Source organism: Desulfofustis glycolicus DSM 9705 (assembly GCF_900130015.1).
GTDB classification, from domain to species: Bacteria; Desulfobacterota; Desulfobulbia; order Desulfobulbales; family Desulfocapsaceae; genus Desulfofustis; species Desulfofustis glycolicus.
In genome coordinates this window covers 1-21,224 of the sequence record NZ_FQXS01000010.1, presented here as the reverse complement: position 1 = coordinate 21,224, position 21,224 = coordinate 1, and the positions used below count along the sequence as shown (strand labels likewise).

11 protein-coding genes are annotated in these 21,224 nt (G+C 57.7%); 4 read left to right on the top strand and 7 right to left on the bottom strand.

Going from position 1 to position 21,224, the window contains the following annotated elements:
- The first annotated feature begins 4 nt into the window (after positions 1-4).
- The 3 genes from gcl to BUC26_RS09730 all read left to right on the top strand — a co-directional run bounded on the left by gcl (position 5) and on the right by BUC26_RS09730 (position 4,346).
- On the top strand, positions 5-1,807 hold the full coding sequence (gene gcl / locus BUC26_RS09740; RefSeq protein ID WP_073375616.1) for a glyoxylate carboligase: 1,803 nt from the start codon (positions 5-7) through the stop codon (positions 1,805-1,807).
- A gap of 138 nt (positions 1,808-1,945) precedes the next feature.
- Entirely contained in the window at positions 1,946-3,166 is a 1,221-nt protein-coding gene (locus tag BUC26_RS09735) for an MFS transporter (protein ID WP_084540581.1), read from the top strand.
- 265 nt (positions 3,167-3,431) lie between these two features.
- Positions 3,432-4,346, top strand: a complete 915-nt coding sequence (locus BUC26_RS09730) for a YitT family protein (protein WP_073375614.1) — start codon at positions 3,432-3,434, stop codon at positions 4,344-4,346.
- 157 nt (positions 4,347-4,503) lie between these two features.
- On the opposite strand, the gene BUC26_RS09725 is transcribed toward BUC26_RS09730, so the two are convergent.
- From BUC26_RS09725 to BUC26_RS09710, 4 genes are all read right to left on the bottom strand, one after another.
- Positions 4,504-4,815: a hypothetical protein gene (locus BUC26_RS09725; RefSeq protein WP_073375612.1), complete on the bottom strand. Its 312-nt coding sequence runs from the start codon at positions 4,813-4,815 to the stop codon at positions 4,504-4,506.
- Between the two features lie 63 nt (positions 4,816-4,878).
- Entirely contained in the window at positions 4,879-5,121 is a 243-nt protein-coding gene (locus BUC26_RS09720) for a dissimilatory sulfite reductase D family protein (RefSeq protein ID WP_073375610.1), read from the bottom strand.
- Between the two features lie 735 nt (positions 5,122-5,856).
- Positions 5,857-7,377 (bottom strand): sigma-54 interaction domain-containing protein, encoded by a 1,521-nt coding sequence (locus BUC26_RS09715; RefSeq protein WP_073375608.1) that lies wholly within the window; start codon positions 7,375-7,377, stop codon positions 5,857-5,859.
- A gap of 361 nt (positions 7,378-7,738) precedes the next feature.
- Entirely contained in the window at positions 7,739-8,098 is a 360-nt protein-coding gene (locus BUC26_RS09710; protein ID WP_073375606.1) for a putative quinol monooxygenase, read from the bottom strand.
- A gap of 888 nt (positions 8,099-8,986) precedes the next feature.
- Between BUC26_RS09710 and BUC26_RS09705 the strand changes: the two genes are divergently transcribed.
- Positions 8,987-18,187 carry a GH36-type glycosyl hydrolase domain-containing protein gene (locus BUC26_RS09705; RefSeq protein ID WP_073375796.1) on the top strand — a complete coding sequence of 3,067 codons (9,201 nt, stop codon included), beginning with the start codon at positions 8,987-8,989 and terminating at the stop codon, positions 18,185-18,187.
- 8 nt (positions 18,188-18,195) lie between these two features.
- On the opposite strand, the gene BUC26_RS09700 is transcribed toward BUC26_RS09705, so the two are convergent.
- The 3 genes from BUC26_RS09700 to BUC26_RS09695 all read right to left on the bottom strand — a co-directional run.
- Positions 18,196-19,167, bottom strand: a complete 972-nt coding sequence (locus BUC26_RS09700; protein WP_244155828.1) for a transposase — start codon at positions 19,165-19,167, stop codon at positions 18,196-18,198.
- Positions 19,168-19,249: 82 nt separating this feature from the next.
- Positions 19,250-19,582: a hypothetical protein gene (locus BUC26_RS22950; RefSeq protein ID WP_143165973.1), complete on the bottom strand. Its 333-nt coding sequence runs from the start codon at positions 19,580-19,582 to the stop codon at positions 19,250-19,252.
- A gap of 25 nt (positions 19,583-19,607) precedes the next feature.
- The coding region (locus BUC26_RS09695) for an RHS repeat-associated core domain-containing protein (protein ID WP_143165972.1) at positions 19,608-21,224 on the bottom strand (1,617 nt) is incomplete at its 5' end.

Here is a 21,224-nt window from a genome sequence, read left to right as displayed (position 1 = left end):
GGCAATGGCACGAATGAGCGCAATTGAGGCAGCAGTCCATATCCTGAAAATAGAGGGGTTCGCCGCCGCCTTCGGCGTGCCCGGTGCCGCCATCAACCCCCTCTATGCGGCGATGAAGAAACTGGGCGGCATCCAGCATTATCTCGCCCGCCACGTCGAAGGGGCCTCGCATATGGCTGAAGGATACAGCAGGGCGGCGGCCGGCAACATCGGCCTGTGCATCGGCACCTCGGGGCCGGCGGGCACCGATATGATCACCGGCTTGTATGCCGCCTCCGCCGATTCCGTCCCCATTCTCTGCCTGACCGGCCAGGCGCCTCGCGACAAACTGGACAAGGAAGATTTTCAGGCAGTGGACATTGCCGCCATCGCCAAGCCGCTGACCAAGATGGCCATAACCGTCATGGAACCGGCCCGGCTGCCGAGCATCTTCCAGAAAGCGATGTACCTGATGCGCTCGGACCGGCCCGGCCCGGTGCTGATCGACCTGCCCATCGACGTGCAGATGGCACAGATCGATTTCGAGCCCGACAATTACCAGCCGCTGCCGCCAAGCAAACCGGCGGCAACCCGGTCCCAGGCTGAGAAAGCGCTGGACATGCTGGGCGGTGCAGAGCGGCCGGTCATCGTCGCCGGGGGCGGCATCATCAATGCAGATGCCTCGGATCTGCTGGTCACTTTTGCCGAGTTGGTCAATGTTCCGGTTATTCCGACCCTGATGGGCCTGGGAACGATCCCCTACGATCACCCCCTGATGCAGGGCAAGGTCGGCCTGCAGACTAACGACCGGTATGGCAATGCCACCTACCTGCGCTCGGACTTCGTCTTCGGTATCGGCAATCGTTGGGCTAACCGGCACACCGGCTCGATCGAAACCTACACCAAGGGACGCACCTTTATCCACGTCGACATCGAACCGATGCAGATCGGCAGGATTTTTGCCCCGGACCTGGGTATCGTCTCCGACGCCGGCGCCGCCCTGCAACGCCTCATCGAGGTAGCCGAGGAGCGACGGGCCGCCGGCCTGCTGCCGGACCGCTCGGCATGGGTTGCCGAATGCCAGCACCGCAAGAAGAATATGCTTCGCCGAACCGACTATGACCAGGTACCGATGAAACCGCAGCGGGTCTACCAGGCGATGAACGATATGCTCGACCGGGACACCTGCTATGTGACGACCATCGGTCTGTCGCAGATCGCCGGCGCCCAGTTCCTCAGGGTCTATAACCCGAGGAACTGGATCAACGCCGCCCAGGCCGGTCCGTTGGGCTGGACCATGCCGGCGGCACTCGGCGTTCGAGCGGCCTTGCCGGACAAGAAGATCGTCGCCCTGTCAGGCGACTACGATTTCCAGTTTCTTGTCGAAGAACTCGCCGTCGGCGCGCAACACAAGCTGCCCTACCTGCACATCCTGGTGAACAACTCCTATCTCGGATTGATCCGCCAGTCGCAACGCAGCTACGACATGGAATTTCAGGTCAGTCTCGGGTTTGACAACATCAACATCACCGAGGAGGATGACGCTCCGGCCCACTATGGGGTCGATCATGTCGCGCTGGCGGAGGCTCTCGGCTGCAAGGCGATCCGCGTCCATAAACCGGAGGATTTCAAGGCGGCATTCGCCCGGGCGGAAGCACTGATGGAGCAGTATCAGGTACCGGTCGTCATTGAGTGCATCCTCGAACCGGTCACCAACATCTCGATGGGACTTGACCTGAACTGCATCAACGAGTTCGAGGACATCCTCTGTCTGGATGAGACCCTCAAGGCTGAAAGCGATTGGGTTGCCGCCCCGAAATCCGAGTAACCGGGAAGCTGCCGGATTGCATTGCGCTCCGGACACCGACAGTGGCTTTCTTCAGCGTTATCTTATAAGGTAGAGCTGTCTATTGAACTGCTTCTTCCTTGACGCACTGCTGCCGGTGTTCGGCCAATCCGATGTGAAATGAGCACTGAACCGTCATCATCCGGTGGCCACGGCCACAACCTGTTGCTGGTATTGCTTCTGGTAACGGGCGTACAGGCAATGGCCACCCTCTCGGTCCTGTCACTGGCGACACTGGCGCCGGCTGTTTCGGCACATTTCGGGGTCGGTGCTCATTTCGTCGGTTACCAGGTCAGTATTATCTACATCAGTGCGGCCGCCATTTCCCTGATCGCCGGCACCCTGGTACGGCGCTGGGGAGCGGTGGCCACCAGTCAGTACGCGTTGCTGCTCTGCATTGCCGGAGTGCTCGGTCTTTCGACCGGCAACCTGTTGATCGTCGTTGCCGGCTCGCTGCTGATCGGAGCCGGCTACGGGTTGACCAACCCGGCGGCCTCCCACCTGCTCTTTCGCTTTGCCCCGGCAGCGCATCGGAACCTGCTGTTTTCCATCAAACAGACGGCTGTGCCGCTCGGCGGCGTACTCGCCGGCCTGATGCTGCCCGCCCTGACCGCTCTGGCCGGCTGGCGTGTCGCCCTGCTGGCCGGTTCCGGTCTTTCCGCCGCTTTGTTCCTCATCCTGCACCTCTACCGCCGACACTTCGACAGTGATCGGGAACCAGGAAGACCGCTGCGCAAGAATCTGCACTACGCGATGCGCCTGCTTGCCCAACGCAGGGATCTGATCCGGCTCTCGATCATGGCGTTCTGCTTTTCCGCCACGCAACTCTCGCTGATGTCCTTCGCCGTATCGATGCTCGTCCAGGATCTGGCCACGTCACTGGTCATCGCCGGCACCGTGGTTTCCCTGATGCAGGGTTTCGGCGCCTTCGGCAGGATATTCTGGGGTACGATCGCCGACCGATTCACCTCGGGAATACCGGTTCTAATCATCATCGGCATCCTCTCCATCGCCTCGTCGCTGGTCATGGTGTTTATCGACCGGACCTGGCCGTTCGCCGCCGTGATTGCCCTGTTATGCGTCTTCGGCGCCTGCGCCATCGGCTGGAACGGGGTCTTTCTCGCCGAGGTTGCCCGGGTCAGCAGGCCGGAGGAAGTCGGCTCGATGACCGGCATGGTGCTGTTCTTCACCTTCTCCGGAGTGGTTGTCGGCCCGACTTTTTTTGCCACCGTCTACGGAATAATCGGCTCGTACCCGATGGCCTACGGGATCATGGCGCTTTTCCCGATCATCGGCACCCTGTCGCTGCGTGGTTTAGGGAGCACCTCACCCAGGCATTGATCGCTGGCTTCGCGCCAACCTGACGGAGGAAACACAGACCGGCATCACGGCCTTGCATTGCTCTATCTCTTGCGGTTTTCTCACCCGGAACAAACAAAAAACGGCGTTTTTTTGACCTGAAAGGGTCGCTTTGTGGCGCAAGATCTGTTAACTGGTGACTCACCCTTTATGCACCACTGAAGGTCAGGGCCGGAACCGATCGGCTCCCCGTTCAGGTGCCGGTCAGGGTGGTTGTACCGATATTTCAGCACAAGAGGTAAAACGTATGCGTATTTCACAGAGAATACGGGACAAACTCACCCTCTCCACTCGGGAAAAAATTATCCGTATCGGTGTCCAGCAGAGCATGATGGTCATCGGCGGTATCCTCTCGGCGCTGGGTTATGTGGTTTTTCAAGTCCCCTACAAAATTGCCGCCGGCGGCATCGCCGGTCTGGGGATCATCGTCAACGAATTCACCGGAGTTCCGGTCGGCGCCTTCTTTCTGGTGGCCAATATTCCACTGTTCATCCTCGGCTATTACTTTCTCGGGCGCTGGTCGTTCGTCTGGTCGAGCATCGTTGCCGTCGTCGTCTTTTCCGTGGCCACCGAACTGTTCACGTACTACATCCCCATCTGGGACCCGTCCTTTCCGTTGACCGACGACGTGTTGCTTGCCGCCATCTATGCCGGCGTTCTCTACGGCATCGGATCCGGGTTGGTCTATCGCTTTGGCGGCACGGTCGGTGGCACATCGATCACCGCGCGGATCATCTACAACAAGACCGGCTTTCCCATGAGCCAGTCGTATCTGGCGACCGATCTGGTCATCATCTTGCTCGCCGGTATTACCTTTTCCATGGAAGTTGCGCTACTCGCCCTAATCACCCTGGTACTGGTGGGCATCTTTTCCGACTTCGTCCTCGAGGGGATCAGCCAGACCCGGACCGTAACGATCATTACCGAACACCCCGGCCCGATCCGCGATGCAATCATGCACGAATTGCGCCGTGGTGTTTCGCATTGGGAAGTGACTGGCGGCTATTCCGGAAAGTCGCGGACCATGCTCTATCTGACGGTACTCCGCTCGCGGATCTACGATGTGAAATTCATCACCTCCCGCGTCGATCCGCAGGCCTTCGTTGTCGTCGGCGTCTCACAGCAGACGTGGGGCGGGTACAACGCCCGGCGGGCCAAATAACACACCGGCCTCCATCAAACCCGATTTGTCGATTGATACCGACCATATCCATGCAAAATAGTGCGGCATGCATTGGTGCAGCACCCTGGCAAGCATCTTCCTCTCATCTCCTCTGACGGGAAGCGTCTCAAAAACAGAAGGTTTTCAAAAGAATGATTCACCCATTAGTTGGGTTGAAATCGACATCGGGAGAAGAGAGTTTTCGTTGCCTGGCATATGATCTGCGAACCATCATCGTCTGTTTTCGCGAGGAGGACACGGTCTGCTGCTCGTACAATTCCTGCCAATTTGACGGCGGCTGTATATACACCGCGATGGCGTTCACATGACGGTCTATTAACGAACCGTCTGCCGTCTTGATGATTACCCCTCCTGCTTTTGTGATTTCCTGAACAACTCCATAAAACCTGACAGACTCCCTTCCGCGACTGTCAGGGTGATCAGCCATGACGCTGTCACCTTTTCGCATAGTTTGCTCCTCTTCCCAAAACACATAACTACTCAATTTAAAATAAATTTTGACTGACTATTGTCAAATTCCGCCGACATTCTCTTCGTTTTTAATCCGGCTTTTCAGGGCATACATCGTTGTCGACCCCGAAGACCAAAACATAAGCTTTCCTTCCTTAACCAGAGCATTGGCCACATTTTTCAGCTCACGCGGCTTCGTCTCCGGATCACAGGCATAGAAATCTTTAATGTACAACTGCGCTTTCGGTGATTTTTCGGCTTTCTCAAGGATCGCAATCTTGAGCGCTTCTTTCGTTAATTGCATAAGAAACCTCCTGAAAATTCTATTAGCAGCAGATCTGCCGGGCTGTGACCTCTCTTGCTTTCACACACATGATACGCTGGTCACCGTATCGTTCACGTGATCGCAAAAAACTTTCGATCATAGAACATAAAGCAATCTTCGCGCCACTTGCCGCTGTTCGAGCAAAGCAACACAATGTTCTGTTTTTAAAAATAAATTAAACTGACCGAGAAGAATCCACGGCCAATGGAACAGGGAAATCGAGGTCATATATGACCACTGGTCGCATATAACCCCCATCGGTCCTGCCGATCGCGACGGTACGCAACCCAGTTGCAGGCCATGTGTCCCATGAAAACAGAAGGTTGTCGGGCAACCCGGAGCAAATGAATGCACGGCACAAAGATTGCTTTATATAGGGCAGTCAGGGGCAAGATTATTGAGCCATACGCACCGTCATCTGAGCATTGCGTTCTTACCGGTACCGGACCCCTTGGTCCAAATCGGAGAAAACCGTGCGAGAGAGAACGGGCCCCGGGAACCGCAGCCGGTTTTACTACACCTAAAAAAGCAAGAGTGAAGGAGGTGCTTCAACCATGGGAGACAAGGGCGGCAAGAAAGGCAAGGATAAGAGCCAGAAACAGAGCGACAAAAAACAAAAGCAGAAAGACAAGGACAAAATCGACAAGCAGCCGAAGAGCAGACTGTTGCCGTAACAGGTTTGTCAGCCGTGATTAATGTTAACCGATAGGGCAATCAGGATTTGTGGATATTGAGCTTGATCATACGGGCGCGCAGGGTGCTCCTGTCTAACCCGAGAATCTCAGCGGCGCTGTTCTTCCCACTCACCTTCCAATTGGTCTGTTCGAGCACCCGGAGGATATGGTTTCTCTCCACCGCTTCCAACGTGCCCGTGCCGGTGGAGAGATATTTGGGTGGTTTCCTCAATTGATCGGCAAGGTGCAGTTTGGAACCCGACGAGTTGATTACCGCCCGCTCCAGGACGTTTTCCAATTCCCGGATATTGCCCGGCCAACGATAACTCTGCAGCTCTCCCATGACACTGGTGGGAATATGGGTAATGTTCTTGCCCATCCGTTTGGCAATCTTTTCGACATAATATTCAACCAGTAAGGGGATATCATCCAGTCGCTCACGCAGCGGCGGCATGGTAATGGGAAAGATGTTCAGCCTATACCAGAGATCCTCGCGAAAGCCACCCTTCCGGACTTCCTCCTCCAGATCGCGGTTGGTGGCGGCAATGATTCGGACATCGACTTTCTTCGTGTGCGAGCCGCCCAACCGCTCGAATTCCCCGTCCTGGACCACTCTCAAGAGCTTAGCCTGCAGTTCGATTGGTAATTCTCCGATTTCATCAAGAAAAAGGGTGGCGCCGTCGGCGACTTCGAAGCGCCCGAGATGTTTTGTCTGGGCGCCGGTGAAGGCCCCCTTCTCATGACCGAACAATTCGCTTTCGATCAGGTTGGCGGGAAGGGCGGCACAGTTGACCTTGATCAGAGGCCTGCTCTTGCGCAGACTCAGGTCGTGTATGGCCCGGGCGACCAGCTCCTTGCCAGTTCCGGTCTCGCCCAAGACCAAGACGGTGGTGTCGCTGCTGGCGATCTGCTCAACCTTGTAGAGGACATATTTGAGACCGTCGCTGTGCCCGACGATTTTCTCGTGGTTGTATTCCAGCTTGATCTCTTCCCGCAGATAGATCGTTTCCGCTTCAAGCTGGGCCTTGAGCATCTTTATTTCACCAAGGGCTCTTTCTGCCGCGTCTTTTTCTTTCTCGGCTTCTTCCTTGGCAACAATGAGTTCAGCCGTCCGCCTGGTTACCAGTTCCTCCAGATCTTTCTTCTGATCTTCCCGCTCGGTCACATCCTCGATCGCCAGGAGGATCAGTTCGGGCTGGCCTGTTTTGTGAAAGATCCGCCGGGCGTTCAAGTGCATGACCTTGCGGCCGATGGTCTCGAAGGTATGCTCCACCTCCAGATCGTCGAAGACCATATTCTGAGGCAGGACCTTTACCAGTAATTCCCTCAGCTTGGGAATATCCCATTGGCGGTTGCCAAGATTGAAGATCACCTCGCCCTCGGTCTCCTCCGGCTTTACGTCGAAAGTCTGGTAGAAAGCACGGTTGGCCTTGACCACCTGCAGATAAGAGTCCAGGAATACCAACGGTTCGCGAATCGAATCGAGGATGTTGCCGAAGACCTTGAACACAATCTGCAGCCGTGCTGACCCGTTATTATTTTTGTCGACGATATGGCCCATTAGTTCCAGATGGCGGATTGCTTTTCGTGGGGAAACAAGCACAAGACGATCGGCAATGACCTGAGAAGATACCCGGAGAAACAGATATGTTTCATCTTATCATATGACTCGGGGTTCTTTAAGAGATGATTCCGTGTTGTTTTTTTGCTTCGCTTCAGAACGACTGAGACAGCTGCCGGAAAATGCCGGATGGATCTGCCGATATTCAGCAGCCCAGGTAATTTCTCAGTCACCGGAGGACCAGTAGCGCAACTCTTCTTCCCGCGCCTCCCCCCATCTTCAAGTCATTAGAAAATGCCACTATCCAAGGCATTGACTACATCGACACCGAGATCCCCGGACAAGGATAATTATCATATCGTCAATCTCCTTCCCGCATGAATTTGCACGGAACGGTTTCTTTTCTCCGCAGCGCACTGACAGCCTCCATACCTTCCGTTTCTGAAATGGTCAGGATTTGAATGTCCAACGGTTCGCACAACAGGCTCCTGGTCCCGAGCAGGACGCTGAATCTTTCGGACGAAATATATCGGTTGAGTTGCCGGCGGGTCTGCCATTCCGATATCAAGTTGATAACATTTTTGTTCTCGATATCGCCTAGGATATCGTAGCTCAAGCAGCCCTCGTTAACCGGCGGCTGGGGCAGTGACAACAATGTCTGCACTATTTCTTTCTGCTTACCCGGCAGCACCTTCATGATGGTCCTGATGATGTTTGTCATGTGCTCTTCCTGAAGCTCCTCATAGTGGTGATCATTTCAGCCGCCATGCGACCGGTTCTTCATATGGTTCCGGGCAATGCTGATAGAATCGTCGGCACTCTTGCCGAAGATCTTCCAACTCTTTTCTCAAGTGGAACCGGTGAAAATCATCGCGGCGTAGAGGGAAGCTTGAAAAATTGTCATTCCGCCCAATCTCGTTGTTGCACAATCAAATTTTATCCTCGAAATATCATGTATATGCCTGCGGTAAAATTTTCTTGCGCGCCTCGATCTTGAACGGGATTCCGGATTTTTCAAGCTCCCCTAGAGAATTCAGCCGACACTCCCACACAAAGCAAGCGCTGTGCCAGCACTTTATGACTCGCTGGAAGCAATTCCATCACTATGTTTTTAATGAACAATCTGCTGAAAATGTAAATTCCGGACACCATGGCGAGTCGGGCGTTCATGGTCATATATCACCACTGGTTATATCTAGCCCCCTTGATCGGCGCCCGAGCCGGCATTGGATGGTCCTACATAGGCTATATCGACCACCTGACCCGTTCAGCCTTCATCGCACCCTCCGTTCGGAAAGGATGGCACCTCCTGTGCTCCGCCTCTTCATCTCCGGGCCCTGGCGGAGAGTGTCGGGTAGCAGATCCCTCCATCGGTCCTTCCGGTCGTATCTCCGGCAAAATGTCGTCTTCAGTCCTTGCATGAAAATTGCAACATCGTGTCACGGGAAACGCTGGTCGGCAAACCGCCTCAACAGTTTCACCAACGTCAGCGCTCTCCACTCTCACCGGGATCGATTGTCCCGGATCCCGCCATCAACCAAACGCTTCGATGTTGGTCAAAGATCCGGATAGCGCAGCTGAACAACAAACGAAGAAACATAGGATACATGTGGGCTCAGCCATTCTTATCGGATATTTCACCAAGCAGCAGGAAGGCCGCGATGCTCTCCGGGGACTGATCCGGCAGGGATATAACCGGAGCGCCCTGGTGCATAAGGACGAGGACGGCGATATCCAGGTCACGGATTCGTTTTTCCGCCGTCTTGTCTTAACGGTCAGCGTGGTCGCCACCCTGTCCGCGGGGGGAGCGGCGCTGGTGCTTTTGGCCTGGATCGGGTGGTCGTCCCCGCCGGTATGGAACCTTTCCGTTTCGCTGGTTTTGATCCTCGGCTGTGGAGCCATCGGGGCCGCGGTAACACTTGCCTGGCTGCGACGTTCCCGGCATGGTGTCGAGTCCGAGGTGACCGACGCTCACAGCCGCCGGCTGATGCCCGGTGAATCCGTCCTGATCCTCCAGACGTCCGTCGACTCCCTGCGGCGTCCGATGGCCCTCTTACGCGAAAATGGCGAGGCCCACCCTTCACTGTTCGTCATCCACCCCAGATGCGAGAGACGGGACAGAGAGCGAGTGCGGGTGGTGAAGCTATCTTCTACCCAGATCCATGAGCATGCCCGGCGCCATGCCGGTGAGCAGGTGCTGGACTCACGGCCGAATCGTTCCGTTGAGTTGTTAAAACGGCTGAGAAAATCGCAGACGTGGATACGGCAGGTCTGCGCCGATCTCTCCGCCGCAACCCACCTGGAACAGAAAACGACGCCGGCGGCCGACTGGATACTTGACAACGAATACATCCTCGAGGGCAATACTCGCGATGTCCTGGTTAACCTTCCCCGGAGCTTTTACCGGCGCCTGCCGGTTCTGGCCTCTGCCCACTACCGCGGACTGCCGTGCATCTACGGCCTGGCCAAGGACCTGGTCTCCCATACCGATCTGCGTCTTGACCGGGAGAATGTGCTGGCCTTTATCGACGCGTACCAGTCCGTACGGACCTTGACCATCGGTGAACTTTGGGCAGTCCCCCAAATGCTGCGCATCGCCCTGATCGAAAACATCCAGAGCTTCGCCGTCACCGCCCTTGAAGACTTGCGCGAACGCCAGCTGGCCGATCTCTGGACCAATCGGCTGAGTGCCGCCAATCGTCACGGGTCCAATCAACTCTTCAAGACCCTGGCGGAACTGGCCACGGCCGAGCCGACCCCAAGCCCCTATTTCGGAGCCCAACTGATCGGCCTGCTCTATGACGAGGACGTGGTTCTGTCGCCGGTCCGAAGCTGGCTCGAACGGAGCTTCAAGGACTCGCTCTACGACATCACGCTACGGGAGCAGAATCGGCAAACCAGAGAACAGCTGTCCTGCGGCAACGCCTTTACCAGTTTGCGCCAGCTCGCCCTGCTGGACTGGCGGGAAGTGTTCGAGAACATCAGCCGGGTGGAGCAGATACTGCGCCGCGATCCGTCCGGGTTCTACGCCGGGACGGATTTTCCCACCCGCGATCGCTGCCGGCGGGCGATCGAGGAACTCGCCTTGGCTGCAGCCCTCAGCGAGGAACAGGTCGCCGAAGAGGCGATCGAACAGTCGAGTCGAGCGGAAAGCGAGGCAGACCTCGATAGGCGTCGCAGCCATGTCGGCACCTGGCTGACCGGCGAAGGCAGGTCCGAACTGGCCCAGTTGCTGGCCTGCCGCGAAACACGCCGATACCGGCTGCTGGCATGGATCTATCAACACCACACCACCTTCTATCTGTCGGCCGTCGGTACCGTTTCCCTGCTGCTGGCGGTGCCGATTGCTCTTGTTGCCTTCGATCCCGACCGCCCTGCCGAAGGATCACTCGCGCTGCATGCCGCTCTGGTGCTGCTTCTGTTGGTTCCGGTCAGCCAGCTGGCGATCGAGGTGGTCAATTATCTGATCTCACGACTATTGCCGCCCCGAACCCTACCGAAGATGGATTTCAGGGAGCAGGGAATTCCCGACGCCTTCCGCACCCTGGTAGTCGTGCCGATGATGCTGGTGGATGATGATACGATTCATGCCGAGGTGGAAAAGGTGGAAATTCGCTTCCTCGCCAACAAGGATGCCAATCTCTTCTTCAGCCTGTTCGCGGACTATACCGACTCACCGACACTCTCCGACCTGGAAGATGCCCACCTGCTCGATACGGCGTCCGCACTCATTACAGAGCTCAACCACCGGCATGGTGGTGAGCGTTTCTTTCTCTTTCACCGGCCCCGCACCTGGTGCCCATCAGAGCTGCAATTCATCGGCTGGGAGCGCAAGCGGGGCAAGCTGGAGGAACTCAACCGCCTGATTGACGGGACACGTCCCGAGACGGCCTGCCCCCTGGTCGCCGTCGGCGACCGGCAGCGGCTGACCGACGTCCGCTTTGTCATCACTCTCGACAGCGACACCCAGCTACCGCACGGCACAGCCCGTCGACTGATCGAGACCCTGGCCCACCCTCTCAACCAGCCGCGCTTCGATGCGGCCGGGCACATCATCGCCGGCACGTATACCATCATCCAGCCGCGGGTGAGTCCAACCCTGGACAGCACCAACCGATCGATCTTCAGCCGGCTGTTTGCCGATGCCATCGGTGTCGATCCCTATACCGAAGCGGTTGCCGATGTCTACCAGGACCTGAGCGGTGAAGGCTCCTACCAGGGCAAGGGGATTTATGATGTCCACGCCTTCAGCCGACTGCTGTCGGAACGATTTCCGGACGGGAGGATACTGAGCCATGACTTGCTCGAAGGAGCCCATGTCCGGGTCGGTCTGGCCAGTGACATAGAACTCTTTGATGATTTCCCGCAGAACTACCGGAGCTACTCCAGCCGCGCTCATCGCTGGATCCGCGGCGACTGGCAGATCGCGGCCTGGCTGCTGCCATGGGTCCCGCAGCCGGCCGGCGGCCGGGGTAAAAATGCACTATCGCTGATGGATCGCTGGAAAATCCTCGACAACCTGCGCCGCAGCCTGCTGCCGGCCGCAAGTCTGGGCCTGTTGCTCATCTCCTGGATCATCTCCCCGAGCGTCGGCACCATAGCCGGCCTGGTGATCGGATTACAGCTCCTTATCCACCCCCTGACCCAGCCGCTGACCATGGCCACCAGTCGCGGCGGCTTGAAGTATCTCGACCTGGCCAAAATCCGGCACGATCTGTTGCGGGCAACGGCCGATGCTGCGTTACTGCCGCACCAGGCGGCGGTAGCCCTCGACGCCATCGGCCGCGCCTGGTACCGATGCCTGATCTCCCGGCGCGATCTGCTCCAATGGAAGACTCAGGCCAGCCATTGGAGCACCGGACAGCGACACCCCCTGTTCGTGGCCGGCCTGGCCCTGGTTCCTCTCTTCAGCAGTGTAGCCGGCTTAGCAGTCTGGCAAATCATGCCGGCCAGCCTGCCGCAGGCAGCCCCCTGGCTCGTTCTCTGGCTGGCGGCGCCACTGCTCGGCTGGCTGTTGAACCTGCCGCCGGGAGCCGGGCGGCGACGCCAACCGCTACCGGAACAGGACCGCCTCTTGCTCAGGCAGGTTGCCCGGCGGACCTGGCGATATTTCTCGTCCTTTGTCAGCGCCGACACCAGCTGGCTACCACCGGACAACTACCAGGTGTCGCACCAGGGCCGCCTGGCCATGCGCACCAGTCCGACCAATATCGGCCTGTGGCTGACCAGTACTCTCGGCGCCTCTGATTGCGGCTACCTGACCGTCAACCAGGTGGTGGACAGACTGCGTGGCAGCATGAACAGCATCGCCCGTCTCGACCGATACCAGGGACACCTGCTGAACTGGTACGATATCCAGACACTGGCACCGCTCGAACCACGCTACGTCTCCACCGTCGACAGCGGCAACCTGCTCGGCTCCCTGTGGGTTCTTGAGCAGGGTCTGAACGAGCTGCTGCACCAGCCACTTTTCGGACACAAGACCTTCACCGGTCTGGCCGACACCGGCGAAATCCTGAAAGGAGACCTGCTTCAGTCGGGGGCCGGAGGAGGCGCCCTGCCGTTGGTTGATGCCCTGTTGCGGGAATGGCACGGCCCCCCGTCAACCGTGGTCGACCAGCTCGATCTGCAGCAGCGGACGGTAACAGAGCTCACCGCCATCGTCGCGGCCGCGGGAGAAAGTCCATGGGCAACGGAACTGATGGAGCAGGCGACCGGTTGGCAGGTGAGCGCAGACCGTTATCTGAGCTGGATCGAAATCCTGGCGGAAAAAACCGCAGAAGAGCTTGCCCCGCTGGGAGAAGTGGCCTGTACCGCCATCCGTCGGGATCTGGTCCGGGCGCCCTCGCTCGCCGCGCTGGCCCATGGCCAGATCGAAGCCATGACCGTCCTCCGGCAAATTCGGGAGCAGTCTCTGCCGGCCGAATCGGCTCTACTGCCCTGGTTCGATCGACTACTGGCTGCCTTTGCCTCCGCCCAATGGCTGGCCGGCGAAACCCTGGCCGTGGCCGAGCAACTCATCGAGACCGTCCAGGAATTGTCGTCCGGGATGGACATGCGCTTTCTCTACGATCCCAAGCACAAGCTGTTTACCATCGGCTACAACGTCTCGCTGAACCGTCTTGATGACGCCAATTACGACCTGCTGGCCAGCGAAGCCCGGCTCGGCAGTTTCCTGTCCATCGCCCGGGGAGATGTCCCCCTCGATCACTGGTTTTCCATGAGTCGGCCTTATGGCGCAATCGGCCGGCGCCGCGTGCTTCTCAGCTGGACAGGGACCATGTTTGAATACCTGATGCCCTTGCTGTTCCAGCGCTCCTACGACAATTCACTGCTCGACAAAGCGGCCGGGGAAGCGGTGGCAGTGCAGATTGCTTACGGCCGCAGCCACCACGTACCGTGGGGCATTTCCGAATCGGCCTTCGCCGACCTCGACATGGAGAAGACCTATCAGTACAAGGCCTTCGGCGTGCCGACCCTCGGCCTGAAACGTGGCCTTGAAGAGAAGCTGGTGGTCGCCCCCTACGCCACCCTGCTGGCCCTGCACGTTTCCCCGAGCAAGGCCGTGCGAAACCTCAAGCGGCTGGCTGATTTGGGAATGCTGGCCGAGTACGGCTTTTTCGAAGCGATCGATTTCAGCCGGCAGGCCCAGCATGATCTCGCTCTCCAGGATCCCAAGCGTGGAGTCATCATCAAGGCCTATATGGCCCACCATCAGGGCATGGCTTTTCTGGCATTAATCAACTTCCTGCATGGCGACCCATTTCCGCGCCGCTTCCACAGCGACCCGCGGGTCCAGGCCTTTGAAGCCTTGCTGCAGGAACGCATCCCGACCCTGCCGCCGCTACACCTGGTCTCGACCCGAAACAGCGAACCGGTGCCCCTGAGCGGCGACCTGGCCGCACCGACAGCCAGCACCTTTACCACCCCGCATACGATCACCCCGATGACCTTGCTTTTGTCCAATGGTCGCTATGATCTGATGATCACCAACAGCGGCGGCGGTTATAGCAGCTGGAAAGGCCAGGAGATCAGCCGCTGGCGCTCAGACCAGACCTGCGATGCCATGGGAGTCTTCTGTTATTTTCACGAGACGGAGCCCGATCGCCTGTGGTCCGCCGCCCATCATCCGGTCGGCGGCACGACTGAAGGCTATTCGGTGGACTTCACTCTGGACCGGGCCATATTCCGGTGCAGTGATGATGACATCTACACCGAAACAGAGGTCAGCATTTCGCCGGAAGACGACGTGGAGGTGCGCCGAATTACCCTGGTAAATCACTCCAGCCGCCGCCGTCAGGTCAATCTGACCAGCTATGTTGAATTGTCCATGGCCGCTCACAACGCCGATCGCCAGCACCCGGCTTTCAACAAGCTGTTCATCCAGACCGAGGCACTTGCCGACTCCCAGGTGCTCCTCGCCTACCGACGACCACGCAGCAACGACGACCCACCGTTGTTTGTCGCCCACCGCCTTACCTCCGCCCCCGCCGAAGAGGGTTTCACCGCCGATGACAATTGGCAGTTCGAAACCGACCGGGCCCGGTTTATCGGGCGTGGACGGGATCTTGCCAGACCCATGGGAGCGGTACAGAGTCTCGGCAACAGCCAGGGGTTTGTCCTTGATCCGATTCTCAGCCTGCGGCAGAACATTACCCTGGAGCCAGGGCAGCGTTACCAGGTCTGCACGGTACTCGCGGCCGGAGCCAGCCGCGAAGAAGTTCTTCTCCTGATGGACAAATACAGTGAGCTCCACGCCGCCGGACGGGCCATGGATTTCGCCTGGCATTCGGCTCAGCAGCAGCTGCAGATGCTGCACATCCAGCCCGACGAGGCGCGCCGCTTCCAGCAATTGGCCAGTCATTTGCTGTTCCCAAATAGTCTGCTGCGCACGTCTGCCAAACGGTTGGCAGACAATCGCAAGGGGCAGGCTGGACTGTGGCCGTACGGTATATCGGGCGATCTACCCATCGTCCTGGTCAGCATCGGCGAGCAACGGGAAATCGCCTTGGTGCGCCAGACGCTCCAGGCCCGCACGTTCTGGCAATTGCACGGGCTGTCGGTCGACCTGGTGATTCTCAACGAGGAGGCGGGGGGCTATGAGCAACCGGTCCAGGAACGACTTGAACAGCTGGTCCAGGCCCATTCCCTGGCAGCCGCCACTGATCGGGCCGGCTCAGTATTTCTCAGGAACGCCAGCCAGCTCCCGGAAGAAGACCTGACGCTTCTCAGCGCTGCCGCCAGTATCGTTCTGGTTGGTGCTCGGGGGCCGTTATCCCGGCAACTGCAAGCACCGGTCGATTCCCCCAAGCCGCCGACGAAAATGGCACGGAAAAGGGTTCCCCCGGAGCCTTCCGCCCCACTGCCCTTCATGGAGCTGGAATATTTCAACAGCCTTGGCGGTTTTACCCAAGACGGGCGGGAATACGCGATCTATCTCGGTCCCGACACGAACACCCCGGCGCCATGGGTCAATGTCATCGCCAACCCGAATTTCGGAACGTTGGTCAGTGAAACCGGGGCCGGCTTCACCTGGTACGGCAACAGCCAAAGCAACCGCCTGACCGGCTGGTCCAACGATCCGGTACTCGATCCGGCCTCGGAGGCGCTCTACATCCGTGACGAGGAAAGCGGCAACTTCTGGTCGCCGACCGTAGCGCCGATCCGGGAACCAGTGGCCTATCGGGCACGGCACGGGGCGGGATATTCCGTCTTCGAGCATAACAGCCATGGCATCGAACAGGAACTGACAGTCTTCGTCCCCGTCGACGACAGCGGCGGCCAACCGGTCAAGCTGCAGCGGTTGCGACTGACCAATGCATCCCGTAAGAAGCGCAGGATATCGATAACCTATTACGTCGAATTGACCCTGGGCGAGAACCGCGAGACCTCCCGGATGCATGTCGTCACCCGCCGAGATGAAGAAACCCGGGCCATTTTCGCACAAAATCGTTACCACCCGGACTATGGCGATCGTGTCACCTTTGTCGCCATGACCCCGGCGCCGGAGTCCTACAGCGGCGACCGCACCGCCTTCATCGGCCGCAATCGCTCCCTGGCCCGGCCGATAGGCATGGAACTTCCCGGGTTGTCCGAGCGGGTCGGCGCGGGGCTTGACCCCGGTGCCGCACTCCGAGCAACCGTTGAACTGGCGCCCGGCGAATACCATGATATCGTCTGCATGCTGGGACAGGCTGAATCGTCGTTCCGGGCCCGGGAACTGGTGCTCGCTTTCCAGCACGAGCTCGCCTTGGAAGACGCCCTCGTCCGGACCACAGCCTGGTGGGACGATCTCCTGGGAACGGTTGAAGTGCGTACCCCCGAGCGTTCCGCCGATCTGCTGCTCAATCGCTGGCTGCGCTACCAGTCCCTGAGCAGCCGTATCTGGGGGCGATCCGGTTTCTATCAGTCAAGCGGTGCCTATGGTTTTCGCGATCAGCTGCAGGACATCATGGCCTTCTGCGCCACCAGGCCTCAACTGGCCCGGGACCAGATCCTGCTGGCCGCCGGCCGCCAGTTCAGGGAGGGAGATGTTCAGCATTGGTGGCACCCGCCGGGCGGCGCCGGAATCCGTTCCCGGATCTCCGACGACCTGCTCTGGCTGCCCTATGTGACCGCCCACTATGTCCGGACCACCGGCGACGCGGCGATCCTGGAAACGGACATTCCCTTTCTTGAAGCCACAGCGCTGGCCGACGGCCAGCACGAGCAGTACGCCGTACCGGCTATCTCCGCTGAACAAGCCTCCCTGTTCGAGCACTGCCGGCGGGCGGTGACTCGGGGGCAGACGGCCGGATCTCTAGGGCTGCCGCTGATCGGGACCGGGGATTGGAACGATGGCATGAACCTGGTGGGTGCCGAGGGGAAAGGAGAGAGCATCTGGCTGGCCTGGTTCCTCTGTGATGTGTTGCAGGGAATGGGCGAGCTGGCGGACATACTGCGGCATCCGGAACTGGGCCGGAGCTATCGACAGGACAGAGAAATTCTGGCCGAGCGGATAGAACAATCCGGCTGGGACGGCCAGTGGTATCTGCGCGGCACCTTTGACGATGGCACCCCGCTCGGCTCGGCCGCCAGCACCGAGGCGAGAATCGATTCCCTGCCCCAATCGTGGGCCTGGCTGACCGGGGCAGCAGAACCAGCCCGGGCAGTGCAGGCGCTGGAATCGGCCTGGCACCATCTTGTTCGTGAGGATGAAGCTCTGGTGCTGCTCTTCACACCGCCGTTCGACACCTCCGAACCATCACCGGGATATATCAAGGGGTATCCACCGGGAGTTCGCGAAAATGGCGGACAGTACACCCACGCCGCCCTGTGGCTTGCCATGGCCATGGCCCGAAGCGGAGACGGGAAACGGGCGGTGCGCCTGCTGCGGATGCTCAATCCGATCGAGCACACCCGCGATGCGGCGGCAGCCTGGCGATACGGCATCGAACCCTATGCAGTGGCGGCCGACATCTACCGGTTGCCCGGCAGGATTGGCCGGGGGGGTTGGTCCTGGTACACCGGCTCGGCGGCATGGATGTATCGAGCCTGGCTTGAAGAAATCCTCGGCCTGCAGGTACACGGCGAACAGATGCGGATTGCACCGGTCATCCCGGCAACCTGGCCGGGGTTCAACCTGCACTACCGCCACGGTGAAGCAATTTACGCAATCGAGGTCGAAAACCCTGACGCATGCGAGCACGGGGTAGCCTGGGTCGAGGTGGACGGCTTGCGTCTCTCCGGCAATCTCATCCCCCTGGAACGATGTTTGATCAAACATCAGGTGCGCGTGCGCATGGGAAAAAATACTGGGGACGTTGTTTAATTGTTGAATCAGATCACTGCCATTATCCCGTCGATCAGATTATCGTTATCCTCTATGATCCGCTCTCCTCGCCGCACAGCATGCGATACAGCAGAACGGCCAATACCGAGAATCTCACCCGCATGAGTTCCGCTGTATCGCAAAATCCTTACCGCCATATAGCAATAAACATCACGCGCTACCTTCATTTCCTGGTTGTTACTGCGTCGCTTGATACTGTTTTTCTCAAGATTGAAAAATGCTTCAACTCGACCGGCCAATTCTGGCAGCGACATGCCACTCATCATCTTTTCTCGCAAAAATTCCTCATGACGAAGACGCTCAACAAAAACTCCGCTCCCCAAGACCCGGCTGTCAGAAATTTCCAGGTCATCTTGTCGCTCCACCTGCTTCTTCATGCTTCTTTGAGGTCCGCCGACAATCAAGTCATCCCTTCTTCCCTGAAAGGCGCCATCCCTGATAAAATCAGAATAACCCTGGCGTGATTGCCCAAGATTTGTGCCAAACAGTGTCAATATTTCTTCAATATCCTGTCCTGGCAATTCCTGATTTCCCATTAAAACTGAATGACCGCACCAAGGAAACTCGCTCAAGGCCACCAGGTCGGAGACGAGTCTCGCCCGTAATGGATTGAGATGGATGTAGCGCACCAATTCCAACAGATACGTTTCCTCTTCGCAAACAATTGACTTATATCTGTTTTGGAAGACATGGCCGGATCGTTTGTGGCGGGTATTGAAGTTTATAGCATAGCCGGTGAGCAATCGTCTCATAAACTGCTTCAGCTCAAGTCGATTGGCTCGAAGCAGTAGATGGAAGTGATTGGGAATCAATGCCCAAGCAAAACAATCTGTGTCGGTTTCCTCCAACAAATCGGACAATCGCTCGACAAACCGTTTTCTGTCGAAATCATCGATAAATATTTTCCTTCTTTCTATTCCTCTGACTATGACGTGTTGAAGGAGGCCAGGTATGTCCAATCGTGTTTGTCTCGGCATGGGGCTGAGATATCAGAGATTCTTGCAAAATTCAACAATTAAACAACGTCCCCCTACTAATACTTCAATCCTCTTCTTGACCGGAATTTGTTTCTTCTAATAGCAATTCGTTGCATTGAAGCGAAATATCGCCCCTGGAAGCGAAGTCAAATAGTAATTCCCACTCTCCTGTTGAGGACTGCCTAAAATGAGCATCCCACGTAAATGGATATCCAAGTTCATTGTCAGCTGAAATGAGATCAATTTTAACAGCAGAAGCCCAAAAACAAGTCAATGTTCGCAGAACATTGTTAGGACACTGCCATCTTAAAATGAGGTCTCTGCCGTCATTTAACCATGCAATTTCGGTTAATTCTATATCACACCAATTGGTGTTCATTTCTTGTTGTGTGCTCATTTCTTATCCAGAAGTGTGAAGGGCCCTAACGTTTTTTGGGTTTGGACCTTTTTGCATCGCCATTTTGTATGTTTTTTACATCTGAAGCTGAAACTGCACGACCTGGCTTCGTCTTGCCATTTACATACCTTTTTCCTGTCTTTTTATCTACATTTACGATTGGGTCATGTGTGTGTGATTGGCCTGCACCATGATCCTCTTTTTGTAAGACATCAGTTCTCCCTCCATCAGGTTGATCATAAGAACCAGGAGGTGTTTCATTAATGTCAACGATTGTACCATCTGGCTGACCTACAAAATCAGGTGTTGAAGAATTTTTACTGTTTTCGTTTAAATACTGCCAAGTTTTGTAGGTTTTGTAACCTGCATAGACTGAGGATCCGGCAACGGCGGCACCATAAACTATTCGTGCACCTGGGATTGGTGTTACTATGAGTGGTGATAACGCGACTGCAACCGGAGACTCCCCATCTGGATCAATATACCGATACGGATTATTTAAGCCATAGGCATAACGGTTCAACCGCTGCGGGTTACCCAGGATTTCAAGGTTGACCGCCCCGGTCAACGGGTCGACCAACCCCACCGGGTCGGCGGAGAGGAACCGGCCCACCGGGCTGTCAAGGTACCGTGCTCCGAAATAGAGCAGACCGGTCTCGGGGTCAAGTTCCTTGCCGAGATAGCGCCGCTTGTTCAACGCTCCCAGACCGGTCTCTTCATACACTTCGCCAAACGGCAGGGTATCGGTCTGCCACAGTACGTCGCCCGTTTCGTCGCTGAGCGTCATCGGGCTGCCGAGATAATCAGTATCGTACCAGAACAGCTCGTAAGACTCATTGGGTAACTGACCTGCCACCACCCGCAGGTCATGCACGGATTCGGTCAGTCCGAGCCGGCCGTCGCCGCCAATGTCGCCTTCCCGGGTAAACGGGACACTCACCGGCCTGCCGGCGACAAGCTGCAGGCCGACCATGGCATCGGTCAGCTCGATCCTGCCGTCCCGAAGCAGATCGCCGGGCCGGTTGGTGCTGCGCCGGGCGACCAGGGTATCGCCCAGGTAGATATAGTTTTCCAGCACCCGGCCGTCTTCGCTCAGCTCGCTCAGCACGGTGCCGTCCGGGTCGTGGATAGAGAGTGTGACCCGGTCGCCGACCGTCTTGCTGACCCGCTGTCGGTCCCCGTCATAGCCGTAGGTGACCGATGGTTCACCGTCCTGCGTCACCGTCACCAGAGAGTGGAAGCGGTCGTAGCCAAAGCTCAGGGGGCCGTTTCGGGTCATGTCCCCGTCGCCGTTGAAGGCGTAGCCGGATCCGGACAGCAGGTGGTTGCTGTAGCTGTAGGTCGTGGTGGCGCTGCCGATCCGTTTCTGCAGCCGGTTACCGGACGTGGTGTACTGGTAGCTGCCGGTGCCCCAGAGGCCGTTGAAGCTGGTCAGCCTACTGAGCTGATCGTAGCCGAACGATTTGTCGCGGCTGCGGTCTTTGTAGTCGTACAGCGTCGTCAGGTTGCCCCGGGAATCGAAGCGGTACCCTTGGTCGGTGGCCGGATAGGTGGAACGGTACGGCCGGCGTCTGGAGTCGTACGTGAAGGCGACCTGCTGGTTGTTGGACCGGGTGTACTGGCGCAGCAGGCCGAGTTCGGG